We start from the raw sequence: 18,474 nt of genomic DNA, 5'->3' as shown, positions 1-18,474 counted from the left end.
AAATATTTTAAAATAAGTATTAAATTTATAAAATTCTAACTTTTAAACTAATTAAAATAGAATAAATGAAATTGATGTTACTTTTGAAAATGGATTAAATGTTAATCTGATTTATTTCATTTGCAATATCTGCTTCAGTTTTATTGTTTGTTTTTGTTATTGCAATAGTTTTAATTACGTTACCGCCTTTTTCTTCAATTTCTTTACTCATTGAATCAAGTGTATCTTCATATCTATTTCCGCCGAGGGTTACAAATAACATCTTTTCCTTTGATTTCTTCATTTTTCATAATAGTATTTATTGCTGGAGCTGGTTTTCCTGCCCATATGGGGTTCCTAAACATATTAGATCGTAATCTGCTGTATTTGCAGCATTTGGCTCTATGGGCGTGGTTTTCATACCTCTTGCATCAAGAGCGGCTTTAATATAACCTATAAATCTTTTTCTACATTTAAGGTCTTTAATTTCAATTATTTCAGAAGATAGTTTATCTGCAAGGGCTTTTGCAGCTGTCAAAATTTTCAATTTTGACGCGCAAAAAATTAATTTTTTGCAGTTGCAGCAGTCTTTCCAGTTCTTGAATAATACAGAACTATTGATTTCAAGTTTACAACTCCATTTATGTTTTAATTCCAACATATTTTCATATAACTAATTATAGTTATGTCTTTTTTGTAATAAATAAATTATTTTATTATCTAAGCAAAATTTATATCTTAAAATACTTTTAAAGCTTTAAAACCATATAATATATTTATTTAGCATAAAATATGGATTATAAGCACTTTATATGTATAACAGCAATGGGGATGTTTATTTATAAAAAAATAAAAAAATGAAATGGTTTAAGAAGCGAGATACTCCTTTGTTGTCTGCACTGATTTAACTGCGATATTTGAATTATTTTTTATCACGAACTCGCTTAGTCCTACATGGGAATTTGGGTTACCCCAATCGTATGTATATCCTAACCGTGTCCATGGATACTCTTTAGGGAAATATGAAGATATTATATTTTCATCGAACCATTTCTCATATGCAGGATTGACCGAGCTTGGGAAGTCCAGTTGTGCAGTTGTATCATTTATTTCGTTATCAGGTGTTGGTCTAAAAAGGTCTTTTGGATTTACCCAAACCTCTACAAAGTAATCGTCCTTTGAATCTGGGGGTAAACCTAAAAGCTGTGCAACTCTTAAGTGGATATACTGCTCGGAAATTGAATGGGATTTAAAGAAGTTTTTTATCTCAGGAACAACTGTAACCCATGTTTCGCCCCAGTATGTGGTTACATTTCCCCCAACAGGATAACTGGATTTATGCGTTGTCCATAAAACAACTAAAACTCTTTTATCGTTACCGTTCCCTTGCCATGTTAAATTGGAATTATTTTCAGTAATGGGAGTGAGGTTAGAGCTGATTTCGTTATCATCAGCGATCATAGCGTCATCGATGGCATTTGTATAAGTCTGGTTGATATCATCGGTCACTGCGAGAGTATCCGTAAAATAGGAGGTGCCCCCATTAATTGCAAGGCCTATAAGTAAACCTATAATAAAAATAGATGCTAGTAAAACATAGTCATGACTTTTGTCCATAAAAACACCTCATGTCGGAGTTGATCTTATTTGAACATATGCCATATATATTAACTACCTTTTGGTATAGCTGTGATTAGCATATCATATTTCAAATATGTTAAGTAGTCCTAATGTGGGGCAGCTAATGTTAAAAATAGTTAATTTAGAAATAAGGCTAGAAATAACTTAAAAAATAAAGTTAGAATTATTAAAGTGTTTCTAAAGAGTTTAAATGATGATTTTATGTAATTTTTAATATGAAATCAACTATTTCATCTAGATCTGTGAAAATATCTTTATTTTCAAGTTCTGCAACTTTTGGGCGAGTAACCAGCACTATATCAATCCCAAATTCAACAGCAGCACTTATTTTTGATAAAGTCCCGCCAGTTTCTCCACTTTCTTTTGTTATGATGAGGGATATGTTATATTCCTCAAATAATGTTTTGTTGAATTTTTTTGAGAATACACCTTGCATTGCTATTATATTTTCCTGTTTTATTCCCAGGTCAATGCATTTCTGGATAGAATTGACTGATGGAAGTACCCTTGCAAATAATCTTGAAGAATCAATTTTTTCGATTATGGGTTTCAATGTTGAAACCCCTGCAAGGTGCAGAACTCTGCCTTTAGTCAGTTCTTTGGATTTTAATGCAGCTTCTTCAAATGAGGATACTTCATGAATCAAACCATTTTCTTTTAAATCTTCTAAAGGCCTTTCAAACCTTAAATATTTAGTTCCAGTTATATTTGAAGATTTTATGGCATTATATGTTGCAATTGCAGCAAATGGGTGAGTAGCATCTATTAAAATAGATATGTTGTTTGTTTCAATTACTTCTACCAGCTCGTCTAGTGTAAGCCCTTTAGAAATTACTTCATCTGCACCTGCAGCTTTTGCAATATCTGCACCATAAGAAGTAGTGGTTGTGGCAAGTATTTTGAACTTTTCTATGCTGCTTAACGTTTTTATTATATTTGCAGCATCTTTTGTACCTGCCATTACCATTACATTCATTTCATAAACCTCTCAACTAGCCAGTCGCTTACGAAAATTAAGCAGGCAACTATTAAAATTGCAGCCCAGTCAATAAGTGACAGTGCAGTTGTTCTAAATACGCCCTGTAGGAATGGAATGTATATAACGGCTAGCTGCAGTAAGAATGACAGTCCAATTGCTACAACCAGGAACTTGTTTGAGAAGTTTGAGAACTTCTCTGCCCTGCAGTTAAACACGTTAAATATCTGGAACATAACAAACACAGTAAATGCTATTGTTGTAGCTTTTAAAGTACCTGCCCCATTTACAAGCTCTAAATAGTAGAGTACCAGTGTTCCTACAGTCATTACAACTCCTGCAATGGCTATTTTAAGCAAGTTTTTCCGAGGTATTATCTCTTCTTTTAGTGGGGCACGTTCCATAACATTCTTTTCAGGAGGCTCAACTCCAAGGGATTGCGCTGGTGGGCCGTCCATGATAATATTTATCCATAAAACCTGAATGGGGTTAAATGGAACTGGAAGGCTCAGGATCGATGCAGAAGTAATGGTGAGTATGGCTCCTATGTTGGTTGAAAGCTGGAACCTGACAAATCTTCTGATGTTATCAAATATTATACGTCCTTCTTTAACGGCTTTAACAATAGTGGCAAAGTTATCGTCCTGTAAAAGCATATCTGCGGACTCTTTAGCGACATCAGTACCGCTTCCCATGGCAACTCCAATGGCTGCCCTTTTAAGAGCAGGGGCATCGTTTACACCGTCTCCAGTCATTGATGTGATGTTGCCTTTTTCTTTAAGGGCTTCTACAATTCTAACTTTTTGTTCAGGGAAAACCCTTGCATAAACCTGTATATCATCAACCATATCTTTGAATTCGGCATCACTGAGTTTATCAAGCTCTGAACCTGTAAGAACTTTACCCTCTGTAAGAATTCCAATTTCTTTCCCTATGGCGGCGGCAGTGTCTTCATGGTCTCCTGTTATCATTACAACTCTAATTCCTGCTTTCATACAGGTTGCAACTGCTTCTTTAGCTTCCTGTCGTGGTGGGTCCATCATTCCAACTAAACCAACGAAAACAAGGTTCTCTTCTAATTTATCTTTATCAATACTATCCAGATCTTGTTCTGCAGGTGTTAGTTTTTTGTATGCAAGAGCTAAAACACGGAGGGCCTTACCGGTCATGTCCTTTAGATCATTTAATATGATATCTTTATCTTGTTTGGCAAGTTTTTGAGGTCGTGCATCTTTTTCAATCCACATACATTTGTCCAAAACGATTTCGGGAGCTCCTTTGACCAGGACATAATTGGTTCCATTGAAATCATTCACAGTTGTCATCCGTTTTCTAACGCTGTCAAGCGGGATTTCAAGCAGTCTTGGATGTATTTTTTCAAGTTCAGACCTCGTATACCCATTTTCTTCAGCATAGGCTAATATTGCCCCATCAGTAGGGTCGCCTATGAGCTTGCCTTCATTTAAGACCGCATTGTTACACAATGCAGAAATTTCAAAGGCTTTTTCAGGGGCAGTTATGCGTGTTTCCCTCACTGTCATCTTATTTTTGGTAAGTGTACCAGTTTTATCGGTACATATGACATTACATGACCCTAAAGTTTCAACTGCAAGGAGTTTTCTAACAATTGCATTGCTTTTTGCCATCCTCTGCATTCCAAGAGCAAGTGTAAGTGTTAAAATTGCAGGAAGGCCTTCTGGAACCGCTGCAACTGCTAAAGAAATCGCTGTTAAAAATGTATCAATTATTGGAAGTCCCTGCAGGTACTGTAAAACAAATACCACTGAACAGACTACCAGCGCGAGAATTCCTAAATTCCTTCCAAGGCGTCCTATTTTTTGATGTAGTGGGGTGTCCTCATCTTCTTCCTGTATTAATTCTGCTATTTTCCCGATTTCAGTTTCCATACCAACTGCAACTACAACACCCTTTCCTCTACCTAAAGACACATCAGTATCCATAAAGACTAAATTACCGGTTTCTTCTTCAACTTCAACAATTTCGGAGTGTTTTTTAGCAGGGACTGATTCTCCAGTAAGCGCTGATTCGTCTACTCTTAAATCAAAACTTTGTATTAACCTTAAATCTGCAGGAATGTTGTCTCCTTCTTCTATAACAACAATATCTCCTGGCGTTAAATTTTTGGCAGGTATTTTTTGTTTTTTCCCATCCCTGATAACGACTGCTTCATTAGAAATAAGACCTTTAAGCTTTTCCATGGCTTTTTCGGCCCTATATTCCTGTATAAATCCAACAACTGCATTTATTACAACAACAATCAGGATAACAATCGCATCAATTGCATCTCCTACATAATATGCAGCTATAGCTGCAAATATAAGTATAACTATAAGTATTTCTTTAAACTGCCCTAAAAAAAGACGTATTGGGCCAGGTTTCTCTTTTTCGACTAGTTCATTCAGTCCAAATTTAAGGTTACGTTTTTTAGCTTCTTCCTCAGCTAAACCTTTATTTGCATCTGAATTGAGCGTCTTCAACGTTTCATCTACACTTGACTTTTGCCATTTCATTGTAACACATCTTTGTAAAATGATATATTAACATAAATTTATTATTAATAGTTTGTAAAAAAATAGTTTTAAGACATTTAAGGTTATATTATGGTTCAAATTTTATATTTTTTATAACCGTTCTTCAATCTTTATAGTAATTAACCTAATATATAATTAATTAAATTCTCTCATTTGATCAAGAATTATGTATACTACTATTAACTATGAATAATTTTCCAATAGCATTATGCTGTTTAAAAAATGCATTTTAAAAATCATTTTCAATTTTTAAAGATTAACATTATGTTTTTAGAGTATATTATGTTGAAAAATAAATAATAATTTAATTTTAGCAGGAATCACGTTTTTAAGGACTATTATTTATAAGATGCCTTGTAAAAAGTTGCCCTTTTATAATTTATAAGTTTCATTTTGCTGGAATTTACCAAGTCTGTAGAAAATGGTTTTATTATAAGGTCGGCACCAATTTTTTCTGCAACTACAATAAGGTGGGGCATCAATTCTGGCTGGGGCCTTATAGAATAAATAAGAGATGATCCACCATATATTTTTAAGTCAGGATTACAAATATTATCTTTGATTATTTTCCCATGAGAAGGTTTAATATCTGTCATGACAATAGATGAGTTGAGGTTTTCTTCCAGAATCGAGGCAACTTTATGGAACTTTCCAGCACCTACTTCGACTATCTTCTCTGCGTTACTATAATTGTTAATGATATACTGAGCAAAATCTTTCCACATTTCTACCACGGAGATATTCATGATAATAAGAGAATTTAAACGTCCAGATATTAAAAGAGTCCTTGAAATTGAAATGGAATCATTTAAGGATCCTTATCCAGCAAGTATTATTATAGATATTTATAATTTAGGGGCAGGATTTTTAGTTGCCCAACAAGATAATATTGTTGTGGGATATATTATATTTTGGATCAGATATGAAGATGAAGGTCATATAATTTCAATTGCAGTGGATAAAAATTACAGAAGAAAAGGTGTAGGTGCAGAACTTGTAAGCTATGCTGTAGATATCTTCAAAAAATGCAATGTAAGAGAAATTAAACTAGAAGTTAGAGTTGGAAATAGGGGAGCAAGAAAATTCTACACTAAATTAGGTTTTAAGGAAAGTAAAATCTGTGAAGGTTATTATGAGGACGGTGAAGATGCCGTAATCATGAAAAAAGCCGTTCAAAATTCTTAGAATTTTTGCGGTTGAAACTCTCTGATTTTCAAACATACAAAAACTTTCAAAACCCTATAATTTTTGAAGGTTACGAAATAATTTTTCAATATTTAATTCTAGAAAACTACATAAAACTATAATAGTAGAAGATCAAATGTGATAAAGATAACTACTAAATTAAAGTTCAATTTTTTAATTAAATTAATTTAAGCTATTAAACTGATTCACGATTATACGGTGATTAAATGGTAAGGGAAGCAAAATTAGCTTTGGAAGACGGAACAATATTTAAAGGAGAAAGTTTTGGTTTTGAAACTACAAAAACTGGGGAAGTAGTTTTTGCTACAGGAATGACTGGATATGTAGAATCACTTACAGATCCCTCATATAAAGGTCAAATACTAATGAATACTTATCCTCTTCAGGGAAATTATGGAATCTCTGACGAGTGGTTCCAATCAAATGGAATAAAGGCAGAAGGATTCATAGTAAGGGATGAAAGCCAGCATCCATCACACAGCCACTCCCAAAAAAGCCTTTCAGAATTTTTAAGCGACTATAAAATTCCAGGAATAAGTGGAGTTGACACAAGAGCACTTACAATAAAGATCAGAGAACACGGAACCATGAAAGGAGCACTTACAACTGAAGACATATCTGATGCTGAACTGCTGGATATTGCAAACCATCAACCAGATATAGAAGAAATAGATCTTGTAGATCAGGTTTGTGTGGACAAGCCTGTAATTTATGGGGAAGGTTTCAAAAGAAGGGTAGCTATTGTTGACTGTGGAATAAAAAATAACAGTATAAATGCATTACTCAAAAGAGAAACTGGAGTAGTTGTTTTACCGTATAAAACTGATTATAAAGAAGTTCTTGATTACGACCCAGATGGAATACTTGTATCAAGCGGCCCTGGAGACCCCACAAGGGTAAAAGATGCTATAGAAAATGTAAGAAAATTGTCTGAAAGACTTCCTGTTTTTGGAATATGTCTTGGACAGCAGATAATAGGTCTTGCATTTGGGGCCAAGATATACAAGATGAAGTTTGGTCACAGGGGAATAAATCAACCAATAATGGATCTACGAACTGATAAAGTTTCTATAACTTCTCAAAATCATGGGTTTACACTTGATCCAGAATCGATTGAAAAAACCCCTCTTAAAATGACTCAAGTGAATCTAAACGATGGTACGCCTGAAGGAATTGAACATGAGGAACTTTCAGTTTCAAGTGTACAGTACCATCCCGAAGCAGGTCCTGGACCTCACGATACAGATTATACATTTGATAGGTTCATTAAAACAATAAAAGAATATTAATAAAATCATCATTGGGAGTACTTTAAGAGAAAAAAGACTGCCAATTTGAAAAAAATTTAATAAAGATAAAAACATAGTTCAATGGATTTAAACTCACAAAAATAATAAGTTACAAAATAACGGGGATAAAGATGCCGAAGGATCATGACATAAAAAAAGTTCTTATCATTGGATCAGGGCCAATTCAAATAGGTCAAGCAGCCGAATTTGATTACTCTGGCTCTCAAGCGTGTGAATCCCTCCGGGCAGAGGGAATTGAAACTGTACTTGTAAATAGCAATCCTGCAACAATTCAAACAGATGTAGATATGGCCGATAGGGTGTATGTTGAACCACTAACTCCAGAAATTGTTGCAAAAATCATAGAAAAAGAAAAACCAGATGCAATTTTACCAACAATGGGTGGACAGACAGGTTTAAATGTCGCAACTGGACTTGAAGAAATAGGTGCTCTTAAAGGTGTTAAGGTAATAGGTTCATCAGTAGAAACCATACGAAATGTAGAAGATCGTGAACTTTTCGATGAATTTATGAAAAAACTCAATGAACCTGTACCAAAAGCAAGAGCTGTAGATACACTGGAAGGGGCATTAAAAGCAGTTGAAGAGATTGGATACCCTGTTATTGTCAGGCCTGCATTTACTCTTGGAGGTACTGGTGGTGGAGTAGCTCATAATGAAGAGGAATTACGGGAAGTCGCATCCCGTGGGCTCGATATGAGTTATATTGGTCAGGTGCTCATTGATCAATCCGTAATGGGCTGGAAAGAATTTGAATATGAAGTTATGCGTGATAAAAACGATACATGCATAATTGTGTGTAACATGGAAAACATTGACCCTATGGGGATACACACTGGGGAAAGTATTGTTGTCGCTCCTTCACAGACTTTAAGTGACGACGACAACCAGAGACTTAGAAATGCATCCATCAAAATAATAAGGGCTCTGAAAATTCAGGGAGGATGTAATATACAGTTTGCTGTACATCCTGTAACTGGTGAATATAAAGTAATTGAAGTGAATCCTAGGGTAAGTAGAAGCAGTGCATTGGCTTCCAAGGCAACTGGATATCCTATAGCTAAGATATCTTCTAAAATTGCCATTGGAATGACCCTTGATGAAATCAGAAACGATATTACTAAGGAGACACCTGCTTCTTTTGAACCTTCTATTGATTATGTTGTTGCTAAAATACCCCGATGGCCCTTTGATAAATTCAAAGGTATAAACCGGCAGATTGGAATCCAGATGAAGTCTACTGGGGAAGTTATGGCAATAGGGCGAACAATTGAGGAGTCTCTCCATAAAGCCATAAGATCTCTTGATATTGGGCGATATGGATTCGACGATGTGGAATTCAATGAGGATTCACTTGAAAATGCTACTGATAAACGGATATTTCAGGTGTATGCGGCTCTTAAATCCGGCGTAAGCATTGAAGAGATAAAGAAGATCACTAAAATTGACGAATTTTTCCTTTATAAAATATTAAATATCATTAATTTTGAAAAAGAATTAAACAAAGACACTATTTCTGATCCATTTTTGCTGAAAAAAGCAAAAAGAATGGGTTTTTCAGATAAAAAACTTTCTCAAATTACTGGAATGCATGAAAAACAGATAATGACTTTAAGGAAAGAAAATGGAATCATCCCAACCTATAAAATGGTTGATACATGTGCTGCTGAATTTGAGGCAAAAACTCCTTATTATTATGGTACTTATGAGCAGTTCGATGAAGTAGATGTTTCAGATAATAAAAAAGTTATTATACTCGGTGCTGGACCTATACGAATTGGGCAAGGTATAGAATTTGATTATTGCTGTGTACATGGTGCAATGGCACTTAAAGATGAAGGAATAGAAACTATAGTTGTAAATAACAACCCTGAAACAGTCAGTACTGATTATGATATTTCAAATAAACTTTATTTTGAACCCCTTACTTTAGAAGACGTTATGAATATCGTCAATAAGGAAAATCCTTATGGGGTAGTTGTACAGTTTGGTGGTCAGACATCTATTAATCTTGCTGTACCTCTTGCAGAGGAAGGAGTAAGAATATTAGGTACTCCTTATGAAAGTATAGATCGTGTAGAGGACCGTGAACAATTTACAAAGGTTTTAGATCGCCTTGGAATTCCACAGGCAGATTTTGGTATTGCTCATTCATTTGAAGATGCTAAAGCTGCTGCAGAGAGAATAGGGTTCCCTGTACTGGTCCGTCCGTCATACGTACTGGGTGGGCGAGCTATGGAAATAGTTTACGATAACACCGAACTTGAAGAATACATGAAAGAAGCTGTAAAAATTTCGCCAGAACATCCTATCCTTGTAGATAAATTCCTTGAAGATGCAATTGAAGTGGATGTGGACGCCCTGTGCGACGGCGAAGATGTATTCATCGGCGGAATAATGGAACACATAGAAGAAGCCGGAGTACACTCTGGAGATTCAGCATGTGTTATACCGCCACAAACTATTCCTGATGAGGTCATAGAAACCATTAAAGATTACACAAGGAAACTCGCACTTGAACTGGATGTAGTTGGGCTTATGAATATCCAGTATGCGGTAAAAGATGATGGAAATCCTAAAGTTTATATTTTGGAGGCAAATCCACGTGCAAGCCGAACCGTTCCATTTGTCAGTAAGGCTGTTGGAGTGCCAATTGCAAAAATAGCGGCTAAACTGATGGTTGGTTGTAAACTTAAAGATTTAGGTCTTGTAGATATGGTCAAAATTGACCATGTGGCTGTTAAAGAGTCTGTATTTCCATTTATCAAACTTCCAGAATCTGATGCAATACTTGGGCCTGAAATGAAGTCAACCGGGGAAAGCATGGGAATTGATGAGAACTTTGGTGTTTCATACTATAAATCTCAGCTTTCAGCAGGTATGGAACTTCCAACCGAAGGTAAACTGTTTATAAGTGTAAAAGATGCTGATAAAACTAAAATCCTTGACATAGTTCAAAAAGCAGAAGAACTTGGTTTTGAGCTTGTAGCAACAAGAGGAACTGCAAAAGCAGTTGAAGACCATGTAAAGATTGGAAGAATTAAAAAAATCAGCCAGGGTTCTCCAAATATAAAAGAAGCAATGGTAAATGGTGAAATAGATCTTATAATAAATACTCCTTCTGGTAAGCAGTCTGCAGATGACGGCTATTTCATAAGGCGAATGGCAATTGAACTTGGAATACCATATGTTACAACACTTGCGGGAGCTCGTGCCGCACTTACTGCCATTGAAAAGGTTAAAGGCGATGAAATAGGGGTAAAATCATTGAATGAATACCATCATCTTGTAAGTTAATTTACTTTTAAACCATCTTCAAATATTTTATTTTTGGATCCTCAAATTCTTTTTTTAATATTTTAATTTTAAAATTATTATATCTTAACTCATGAATTTATAGTATTATTTTGATAAAAGGGATTATATACAACTTTATTTTAGTAATATGTGCCGTAAGTCACGGAAATTAATACAGAGTAGTAGGTGAATATCAATTTCTTTATTTTATATAAAGAAATTTGGAGGCACAGAAATTGCATAAAATTCCAAAGAAACTATTAAGCACGGCTTTAGCAGTAACTTTTTTTGCAAGTATTTTTGCATTTGTACCCTCAGCTGAGGCCCATATTTTGATCATAGGGGATTCAAATAATTATGATGAAGCTTCAAAAGTAGGTAAAGTTTTAAAAGATAAAGGGTATAAGGTTTTAGAGCTTTATAAAGAAAACGCCACAACTAAAAAAATTATAAAAGGAATGTACAACGCAGATGCCGTAATTTATGCAGGGCATGGGGGTTATCAGTCTGGTAATTATGATGGAAATGGTGGAACAGCAAAAGCTCCGTTCGCGCTTGTTGGCACAGATAATAATTTTATATGGGGTATAGGGGGCCAAATGCGTCTAGGATCAAATGGAAAACTGTTTACAGCCCCATTTAAAAAGAACATTCCAGTGATTTTGCTGCATACATGTTTTTCAACTGGATGGGCTGAAGATAAAGAAGTTGCAAACCCAACTGAAACAATTTATAACTTTGCGAAGATGTTCAACGGCGCAGGGGCAAATTATTATGCTACTGGCTGGAACGGAGCAGAAATAGTATATGATTTCTTGAACGGTGCAACAAGCTTCTCTGATGCTAACAGTAAAAACTATGAAAGAATAACAAAATATGCAACCTACAATGGCATTCAAGTATGGCGAAATGACCATGGAATGTCTGCTTTCGTTGGTAACTGGAGCAGTAAATTTCCAACTGCTGCTCAAACTACAGCTTACAACGATTCTGCTGCTGAAAAGTGGTATAACAGTTATGTAATAAGTACAACTAGCAGTGCCAGGCCAGATCTTACAGTAACAAGTGCTTATAAATCTGGAGGTTACCTGTATGTAACTGTTAAAAACCAGGGAACAGCCATTTCTGGAGCTTGTTACACAAGGGTATCATACAATAGTTACTACAAAGATATTTATACATATGCTCTTAAACCTGGAGAAAGCAAAATCTACCAAGTTAGTTTTACATACACGCATGGTACAGTTAGCACTGATTATTATAATACTGTTTTGGAGTCAAATGGGAATAATAATGTGAAAACTTTTTAAAATAGTTTAAACCTTAGGGTTAACTATTATATTTTTAATTTTTCAGTGTTTTATTAAATAATAGTTTTATAGTATTAACTAAAATAAAGTATAGTAGATAACATTTGCAGGTGCTCTGAAGGATAATGGTGAATAAAAATTAAATTTTTTATATTGGGGATTAAAAATTGTATGGAAATTCAAAAAATCTGTTGAAAGTGGCTATAGTGATGATGGTATGTATTTTCATTTTTTTACCCGCAGCTGAAGCTCATGTACTTATTGTTTCAGATTCAAATAACTATAATGAAGCCTCAAAAATAGCTAAAACTTTAAAAAATAAAGGATATCATGTTTTATGGATTTATGGGAAGAATGCAACCACTAAAAACATTATAAAAGGAATGTATAAAGCTGACGCTGTGATCTATGAAGGGCATGGAGGCTATGAGTCTGGAAATTATGATCAAAATGGCGGAACTGCAAGCCCTCCCTTTGCACTTATTGGATCTGACGGTTTTGTATGGGGCGTGGGGAGCCAAATGAGCATGGGATTAGGACAAAAAACATTTAAAGCGCCATTTAAAAAGAACATTCCTGTAATACTGCTGCATGCATGTTTTTCCGATGGATGGGTTGAAAATAAGGAGGTTGCAAACCCTACTGCAACTGTTTACAACTTTGCAAGGATGTTTACAGGTGCGGGGGCAAATTATTATGCCACTGGCTGGAGCGGGGCAGAAATAATCTATGATTTTTTAGGTGGGGCAACAAGCTTTGCTGATGCCAACAATAAGAACTTTGAAAAGATAACAAAAAGTACAAGTTACAACGGCACCCTGGTGTGGCGGAATGAGCATGGAATAGCTGCTTTTGTTGGCGACTGGAATGGTAAATTCCCAACCGCTGCTCAGACTACTCCTTACAACGATGCTGCAGCTGAAAAATGGTATGATAGTAATGTAGCAGGAAATGTATTTGGTAATGTGGATTGGGATATCATAAAAACGAATGTCTACAGTTCATGGAATTATTTATATGTAACCTTTAAAGTCAATTTGGAACATTTTTTAAGGCTATTAAGTAAATATTCTTCAGTTGTTACAAAGAATCCTTAAAAAAATTTGTTTGAACTTGAATTTTTTTAAAATATTTTTTATTATAGTTTAATTTTGTTATTATCTTAAATCCAAATAATTAATTTATAATTCAAATTTTTATACTTAAACTAAAAGATAATAAATTAATTTAAAATTTCAATTTATAGATACAAGACAAAATAATGATTCACATGATAACAATTGAAAATGGCAAAGTACTATATGGAGAAGGCATGGGTGCCATTAAGGCAAATGTGGTAATTGAAGATGATAAAATAGTTGAAATTACTAAAGATAAAGTCAAAAATGGCAAAAAGATCGATGCAAAGGGATGTATTGTGGCCCCTGCATTTATTAATTCTCATGTGCATATCGGCGATTCTATAGCATGTGATGTTGGGGATGGAAAAACTATAGCTGAAATTGTTAAACCACCAAACGGCCTTAAACATAGGATACTTGAAGAATCAAAACCTGAAGAAATCATAAATTCCATGAAGCGATCTATGAATGATATGCTTGCAAGCGGTACTTCGACTTTCGTTGATTTTAGAGAAGGTGGACTTGAGGGGATACTTTTACTAGAAGAAGCCTCTGAAGATATTCAAATACGAAAAATAGTTCTTGGAAGGGATAACTCATTTTTTGATCCTGATGTGGGAAAGGGAGAAATTAAAAGCATCACTAAGAATCTCCTTAAATCATGTGATGGTATAGGTTTAAGCGGATTTGGAGAAATAAGGGATGAAGTGGTGGCTTTAATTGCTAAAATATGTGAAAAACATGGAAAAATCTCTGCAATACATACTGCAGAATATGAAAAACTGCAGGAGGATTCTATTAAAGCAACTGGAAAGAGTGAAGTTCAAAGGGCTGTTGAAGCAGATTTAAATACTTTAATTCATGTTACATCTCCTGTTAGGGGTGATTTAAAATTGATAGGTGACAGCGGTAGTTCAGTGGTCTCATGCCCTCGATCAAATGGAACACTTTCTGTTGGAATTCCACCACTAAGTGACATGCTTAAACATAAAATAAATGTACTTCTTGGAACAGATAATATAATGTTTAATTCCCCTAATATGTTGAGGGAAATGGAATATGCCTTGAAAGTAACTCGTGGCTATTACCGAGAATATTTTTCTCCCGCAGAAATATTTAAGATGGCGACAGTAAACGCTGCAAATGCCTTTGGTTTAGATACAGGATGTATAAAAGAAGAAAGTACTGCAGATATTATCATTGTAAAAGAATTTTCAGGTAATTCAATACTATCTCTTATTAACAGAACAGAACCGAAAGATATAGTTGGTTTAATCACAGAAGGCAATATTGTATATATTAATTAATTTGGGCATTTTACAGCATAGACCTATTATTTAGAAAATGTGAGAGGTGGATTAATGTATGAAAAAATTTTACTGCCTACAGACGGTTCTGAAAATGCAAAAAGGGCTGCAGAACAAGCTTTTCAAATAGGAAGTAGAAGCGGTGCAGAGATACTGGTTTTATATGTGGTTGAAACCCCTAGATTTAGTGGAATTAGATCAGTTAATAAAACTGAACTAAAAAAAGAATTAGAGCAGGACGTACAAAGGGTTTTTGACGAGTATTCTGGCATGCTGACCGGAATTATGGATGGCGGAAAATGTCAGAAGGATGTTAAATTGGATTTGAAGTTTAAGGAAGGGTCTCCTGCAGATAAAATACTCAAAACTATAGATGAAGAAGATATAGATCTTGTGGTAATGGGCACTGCGGGAAGACATGGTGTTAACAGATTTTTGCTTGGAAGTGTAGCTGAAAACACTATGAGATCGGCACCATGCCCGGTTTTAGTAATACGTTAATATTAAATCAGCTTTTAATTAAGTAAAAATTAATAATCTAGTTTATATAATATTTGAATCAGTACAATTAAAATATATATTATTAAGTCATATATTATCTTAAGAGGTGAATTCATGTATAAAAAAATTTTACTGCCCACAGATGGTTCTGAGTATGCAAACAAGGCTGCAAAACATGCAATATGGCTTGCAAGATTAAACGGCGCAGAACTCATAGCTCTAAATGTAATTGAGACATCATCGCTTGTCGGATTACCTGCAGAGGATCTTATAGTGCGGATTAAAGAGATGCTAAAAGAAGAAGGGCGTAAATCACTGGAGAAGATTTCTGACATATTAAAGGAAAGTAAAATTGAAGACGAATGTCAAAAAGAAGTTAAATTGACCCTTAGTACTAAAGAAGGCTCTCCTTCAGATATTATAATAAATACTGTGAAAGAAGAAGGTGTTGACCTTATTGTAATGGGTACTTCAGGAAAACATGGATTAGACCGATTTTTGCTTGGAAGTGTGACTGAAAACGTGGTACGATCATCACAGTGTCCTGTTTTAGTCGTGCATTAAATTTGAATATCTGTTTTGTAGTTATTTTTATTAGTTGGTGTAACAATGCTTGTAAAAGAGGTAATGTCAGAGGATATACACTATATACAGGTTCCAGGGAACCGTTTGAACGCTCTGGAATTAATGCGAGAAAAGAATGTGTCAGGGCTGCCTGTTGTAAAATCTGGAACAAAGACACTTGTTGGATTAGTTACAAGATCAGATCTTGTAAATAACCCAGATGAAGAACAAATAGCTCTTATAATGACTAGAAATCTGGTAACAACTACTCCAGATGATGATATTAAAGATGCTGCAATCAAAATGATAGAAAACAACATAAGAAGAGTTCCAGTTGTTCATGATGGGGAATTAGTTGGTTTAGTTACTGCATTTGACTTGATACAAAATGCATTGTCTAAATTAAGTATTGAAGAACCGGTTAAAGATTATATGCTTCAAAACATCCCTACAACATGGGAAAGAACTCCTTTGAATGTAGCTTTTGAAATGATGAGGTACTCTGGATTTAAAGTGTTAATTGCATTGAATAAAGATGGAAAATTGTCTGGAATACTCACTGAAACTGATTTTATAAATGAAAGTGAGGTTGTCTCGGAACGGACAGTCCATAACACATCTGTAGGGACTGAAGGAGATAAATGGTCATGGGACAGTACAAATGTTCTGTATGTCATAAAAAACCATCTTAAATTTTCTGATAAGGAAGTTAAAGATGTTTCCGCAGCTGATTTAGTAACAGCCACCACAAGAACCACTGTAACAGAGTGTGCCAATAAAATGAGGCATCATAATATTGAGCAGATACCAGTTATAGATGTTGATGGAGAATTAACAGGACTTGTAAGAGCTACAGACCTAATAAAATCAATTAAGGATTAAGATGTCAGAATCACTACTTACTCTCAAAATAACATCACGAAATGGAAATATCAAAGTTGTTTCCAAGCTTGATGGTGACGTATCTGTTAAAACTATACTACTTAAATTAATCCTTGGATACTGCTGGTGGGCAAATGTTCCAGTAGTTGAGACAGTATTTAATTTAATGGAAGAGGCAATTAGAAGCACTATCAAAAATGTTTATGACTACGATGATCTTGTGATAGACTACGATTACAAAGCAAACGACCTTTTAGAAGATGCATCAACTATTGAATTATTTATAAATAGTGTGATCGTTGATGGGGTAGAAATTGAAGTTACTGGAAGGTATATCTCCTTTGAAAGTGAAGATACAAGGGGCTTCTGGAAAAAACTTACCAGTTCTAGAAGAAAGGCCAGTGGAAGCGTGCATAAAGACTTTTAATTATATTTTAAATGGTTAAAAATTTGAATGTATAAAAAATAGGGAGTAATTATTCAAAACCATATTTACTCCAATTTTCTTCTAATACGTGGCAGAACATCAATTAAAATCTTTTCTGCATCTTCTTTATCTGCAACACGTCTGGCAACGATTTTACCTGTTTTAAATACCGTTACATTCCTACCCTCTATTTCAAGCATTACTATTCCCATTTGCTCTGAACATTTAGTAGATCCACGTTTCTTAAGCTCTGAACATGTATTTTTAATATCTACTTCATATGGCAGTTCTGTTTCAAACATTATTTTATTTTCTTCATCTTTACATGGTTTATAAACAACTAATTCTTTTCCCGGCTCGCCATAACCGCTAATATCTAATGCAACACGTTTAAAACCAACGGCTTTTAATTCTGAGTTTATATGATTTAAAATTCCCATGTTTAATAGTTTTTCGACATTTCCAACTTCGATCCTGGCAATATCATTGTCGTCCCTTACCCTTACAGGACCGTCTCTTACCATGTTTTTGATAAGTGATTCAGCATAGCTTATCCTGTTTATTTTTTTAGGAGTTATCTCACCGTATCTGGAAATTCTGGTTGCAAAACAGGTTGTAGATGTTGAATAATGTATATTTAGCTTTTCAAGAGTTTTTCTAACATCTTCGTCTGTAAAACCAGCATATACGAGGGGGCTGACTATATTTTTTTCATAATTGACCATTATTCCTGGACGGTCTTCCAGTAAATCACTGATATTTGTCCCATCAATTATGGTGTCAATCCCTTTCTCGTTTGCTATATCCTGTAACTTGCTGTACATTTCATTTTTACAGATAAAACATCTGCTTGGTAAATTAGATTTGAAAGTTTCATTTTCCAGGAGATTGTACCTCACCACTTCGTGGGGAATCCCAATTTCATTTGCAATTTCAGTTGCGTTGCTGATACAGTCTGGAGGAAGAACTCCATTATCTACTGTTACGGCTGCAGCTTCTTTACACACGTCTTTTGCTATTTTCGCAATAAGTGTGCTGTCTGCACCACCTGAAAAAGCAATTATAACTTCTTTATCTTTAAGGCATTCTTTTATTTTTTCTATTTTCTGTTCAAGGTCCATAAACTCATCCTTAAAATTTGATAAGTGTAAATTTAGTTAAATATTGATTAGATATAATTAGAGTTAAAATATTTTTATTAGTCTATCATGTTTTTAATGTATTTTAACATTAATTGCATCTTATGAATGCTATTTTCAATTTTCATGTTTAATAACATAGTTGTATGGGATTTTTATTCGTTGGTCATGTTTTTAATGTATTTTAATATCCAACTGTATCTTATGCTGCTATTTTCAATTTTCATGTTAATTATAACATTAATTGCATCTTATGAAATTGT

At 34.5% G+C, this 18,474-nt stretch carries 17 protein-coding genes; 10 read left to right on the top strand and 7 right to left on the bottom strand.

Features of this window, described 5'->3' with window-relative positions; all coding sequences use genetic code 11:
• Positions 1 to 94: 94 nt before the first annotated feature.
• The 6 genes from EJ01_RS02580 to EJ01_RS02555 form a co-directional block, all read right to left on the bottom strand.
• Positions 95 to 283, bottom strand: coding sequence for a Rossmann-fold NAD(P)-binding domain-containing protein (locus EJ01_RS02580; RefSeq protein ID WP_048080353.1), 189 nt, complete (start codon positions 281 to 283; stop codon positions 95 to 97).
• Between the two features lie 15 nt (positions 284 to 298).
• Positions 299 to 640: a hypothetical protein gene (locus tag EJ01_RS02575; RefSeq protein WP_048080352.1), complete on the bottom strand. Its 342-nt coding sequence runs from the start codon at positions 638 to 640 to the stop codon at positions 299 to 301.
• Positions 641 to 846: 206 nt separating this feature from the next.
• Positions 847 to 1,596, bottom strand: coding sequence for a hypothetical protein (locus EJ01_RS02570; RefSeq protein ID WP_052375764.1), 750 nt, complete (start codon positions 1,594 to 1,596; stop codon positions 847 to 849).
• A gap of 223 nt (positions 1,597 to 1,819) precedes the next feature.
• On the bottom strand, positions 1,820 to 2,596 hold the full coding sequence (cobK, locus tag EJ01_RS02565; RefSeq protein WP_048080351.1) for a precorrin-6A reductase: 777 nt from the start codon (positions 2,594 to 2,596) through the stop codon (positions 1,820 to 1,822).
• On the bottom strand, positions 2,593 to 5,127 hold the full coding sequence (locus tag EJ01_RS02560; protein ID WP_048080350.1) for a calcium-transporting P-type ATPase, PMR1-type: 2,535 nt from the start codon (positions 5,125 to 5,127) through the stop codon (positions 2,593 to 2,595). The genes cobK and EJ01_RS02560 overlap by 4 nt, the downstream gene beginning before the upstream one ends.
• Positions 5,128 to 5,486: 359 nt before the next feature.
• Positions 5,487 to 5,873: a UPF0146 family protein gene (locus EJ01_RS02555; protein WP_048080349.1), complete on the bottom strand. Its 387-nt coding sequence runs from the start codon at positions 5,871 to 5,873 to the stop codon at positions 5,487 to 5,489.
• Positions 5,874 to 5,892: 19 nt separating this feature from the next.
• Between EJ01_RS02555 and rimI the strand changes: the two genes are divergently transcribed.
• From rimI to EJ01_RS02505, 10 genes are all read left to right on the top strand, one after another.
• The gene (gene rimI / locus EJ01_RS02550; RefSeq protein ID WP_048080348.1) at positions 5,893 to 6,333 is read left to right on the top strand and encodes a ribosomal protein S18-alanine N-acetyltransferase; all 441 of its coding nucleotides are present in this window, start codon (positions 5,893 to 5,895) and stop codon (positions 6,331 to 6,333) included.
• 227 nt (positions 6,334 to 6,560) lie between these two features.
• Positions 6,561 to 7,643 carry a glutamine-hydrolyzing carbamoyl-phosphate synthase small subunit gene (carA, locus tag EJ01_RS02545; RefSeq protein ID WP_048080347.1) on the top strand — a complete coding sequence of 361 codons (1,083 nt, stop codon included), beginning with the start codon at positions 6,561 to 6,563 and terminating at the stop codon, positions 7,641 to 7,643.
• A gap of 131 nt (positions 7,644 to 7,774) precedes the next feature.
• Positions 7,775 to 10,960 (top strand): carbamoyl-phosphate synthase large subunit, encoded by a 3,186-nt coding sequence (gene carB / locus EJ01_RS02540; protein ID WP_048080346.1) that lies wholly within the window; start codon positions 7,775 to 7,777, stop codon positions 10,958 to 10,960.
• Between the two features lie 236 nt (positions 10,961 to 11,196).
• Positions 11,197 to 12,270: a CARDB domain-containing protein gene (locus EJ01_RS02535; RefSeq protein ID WP_052375762.1), complete on the top strand. Its 1,074-nt coding sequence runs from the start codon at positions 11,197 to 11,199 to the stop codon at positions 12,268 to 12,270.
• A 167-nt stretch (positions 12,271 to 12,437) separates the two neighbouring features.
• On the top strand, positions 12,438 to 13,367 hold the full coding sequence (locus EJ01_RS02530) for a hypothetical protein (RefSeq protein WP_052375760.1): 930 nt from the start codon (positions 12,438 to 12,440) through the stop codon (positions 13,365 to 13,367).
• A 173-nt stretch (positions 13,368 to 13,540) separates the two neighbouring features.
• Positions 13,541 to 14,698, top strand: coding sequence for an amidohydrolase family protein (locus EJ01_RS02525; RefSeq protein ID WP_048080345.1), 1,158 nt, complete (start codon positions 13,541 to 13,543; stop codon positions 14,696 to 14,698).
• A 54-nt stretch (positions 14,699 to 14,752) separates the two neighbouring features.
• Positions 14,753 to 15,199 carry a universal stress protein gene (locus EJ01_RS02520; protein WP_048080344.1) on the top strand — a complete coding sequence of 149 codons (447 nt, stop codon included), beginning with the start codon at positions 14,753 to 14,755 and terminating at the stop codon, positions 15,197 to 15,199.
• A gap of 114 nt (positions 15,200 to 15,313) precedes the next feature.
• Complete coding sequence (locus tag EJ01_RS02515; RefSeq protein WP_048080343.1) at positions 15,314 to 15,763, top strand: universal stress protein; 450 nt, start codon at positions 15,314 to 15,316, stop codon at positions 15,761 to 15,763.
• A gap of 45 nt (positions 15,764 to 15,808) precedes the next feature.
• Complete coding sequence (locus EJ01_RS02510; protein ID WP_048080342.1) at positions 15,809 to 16,645, top strand: CBS domain-containing protein; 837 nt, start codon at positions 15,809 to 15,811, stop codon at positions 16,643 to 16,645.
• Between the two features lies 1 nt (position 16,646).
• A complete protein-coding gene (locus EJ01_RS02505) occupies positions 16,647 to 17,072 on the top strand; it encodes a hypothetical protein (protein ID WP_048080341.1) in 426 nt (141 codons plus the stop codon).
• 65 nt (positions 17,073 to 17,137) lie between these two features.
• On the opposite strand, the gene larE is transcribed toward EJ01_RS02505, so the two are convergent.
• On the bottom strand, positions 17,138 to 18,193 hold the full coding sequence (gene larE, locus EJ01_RS02500; protein WP_048080340.1) for an ATP-dependent sacrificial sulfur transferase LarE: 1,056 nt from the start codon (positions 18,191 to 18,193) through the stop codon (positions 17,138 to 17,140).
• Positions 18,194 to 18,474 lie beyond the last annotated feature (281 nt).

It is taken from the genome of Methanobacterium veterum (assembly GCF_000745485.1).
Lineage (GTDB): Archaea > Methanobacteriota > Methanobacteria > Methanobacteriales > Methanobacteriaceae > Methanobacterium_D > Methanobacterium_D veterum.
This window is presented reverse-complemented; position numbering and strand designations above follow the sequence as displayed.

What these genes read in the sequence shown, in the direction of transcription:
- EJ01_RS02580 (WP_048080353.1), bottom strand. Translation starts at nt 283, where the DNA reads ATGAAGAAATCAAAGGAAAAGATGTTATTTGTAACCCTCGGCGGAAAT.
- EJ01_RS02575 (WP_048080352.1), bottom strand. Translation starts at nt 640, where the DNA reads ATGTTGGAATTAAAACATAAATGGAGTTGTAAACTTGAAATCAATAGT.
- EJ01_RS02570 (WP_052375764.1), bottom strand. Translation starts at nt 1,596, where the DNA reads ATGGACAAAAGTCATGACTATGTTTTACTAGCATCTATTTTTATTATA.
- cobK (WP_048080351.1), bottom strand. Translation starts at nt 2,596, where the DNA reads ATGAATGTAATGGTAATGGCAGGTACAAAAGATGCTGCAAATATAATA.
- EJ01_RS02560 (WP_048080350.1), bottom strand. Translation starts at nt 5,127, where the DNA reads ATGAAATGGCAAAAGTCAAGTGTAGATGAAACGTTGAAGACGCTCAAT.
- EJ01_RS02555 (WP_048080349.1), bottom strand. Translation starts at nt 5,873, where the DNA reads ATGTGGAAAGATTTTGCTCAGTATATCATTAACAATTATAGTAACGCA.
- rimI (WP_048080348.1), top strand. Translation starts at nt 5,893, where the DNA reads ATGATAATAAGAGAATTTAAACGTCCAGATATTAAAAGAGTCCTTGAA.
- carA (WP_048080347.1), top strand. Translation starts at nt 6,561, where the DNA reads ATGGTAAGGGAAGCAAAATTAGCTTTGGAAGACGGAACAATATTTAAA.
- carB (WP_048080346.1), top strand. Translation starts at nt 7,775, where the DNA reads ATGCCGAAGGATCATGACATAAAAAAAGTTCTTATCATTGGATCAGGG.
- EJ01_RS02525 (WP_048080345.1), top strand. Translation starts at nt 13,541, where the DNA reads ATGATAACAATTGAAAATGGCAAAGTACTATATGGAGAAGGCATGGGT.
- EJ01_RS02520 (WP_048080344.1), top strand. Translation starts at nt 14,753, where the DNA reads ATGTATGAAAAAATTTTACTGCCTACAGACGGTTCTGAAAATGCAAAA.
- EJ01_RS02515 (WP_048080343.1), top strand. Translation starts at nt 15,314, where the DNA reads ATGTATAAAAAAATTTTACTGCCCACAGATGGTTCTGAGTATGCAAAC.
- EJ01_RS02510 (WP_048080342.1), top strand. Translation starts at nt 15,809, where the DNA reads ATGCTTGTAAAAGAGGTAATGTCAGAGGATATACACTATATACAGGTT.
- EJ01_RS02505 (WP_048080341.1), top strand. Translation starts at nt 16,647, where the DNA reads ATGTCAGAATCACTACTTACTCTCAAAATAACATCACGAAATGGAAAT.
- larE (WP_048080340.1), bottom strand. Translation starts at nt 18,193, where the DNA reads ATGGACCTTGAACAGAAAATAGAAAAAATAAAAGAATGCCTTAAAGAT.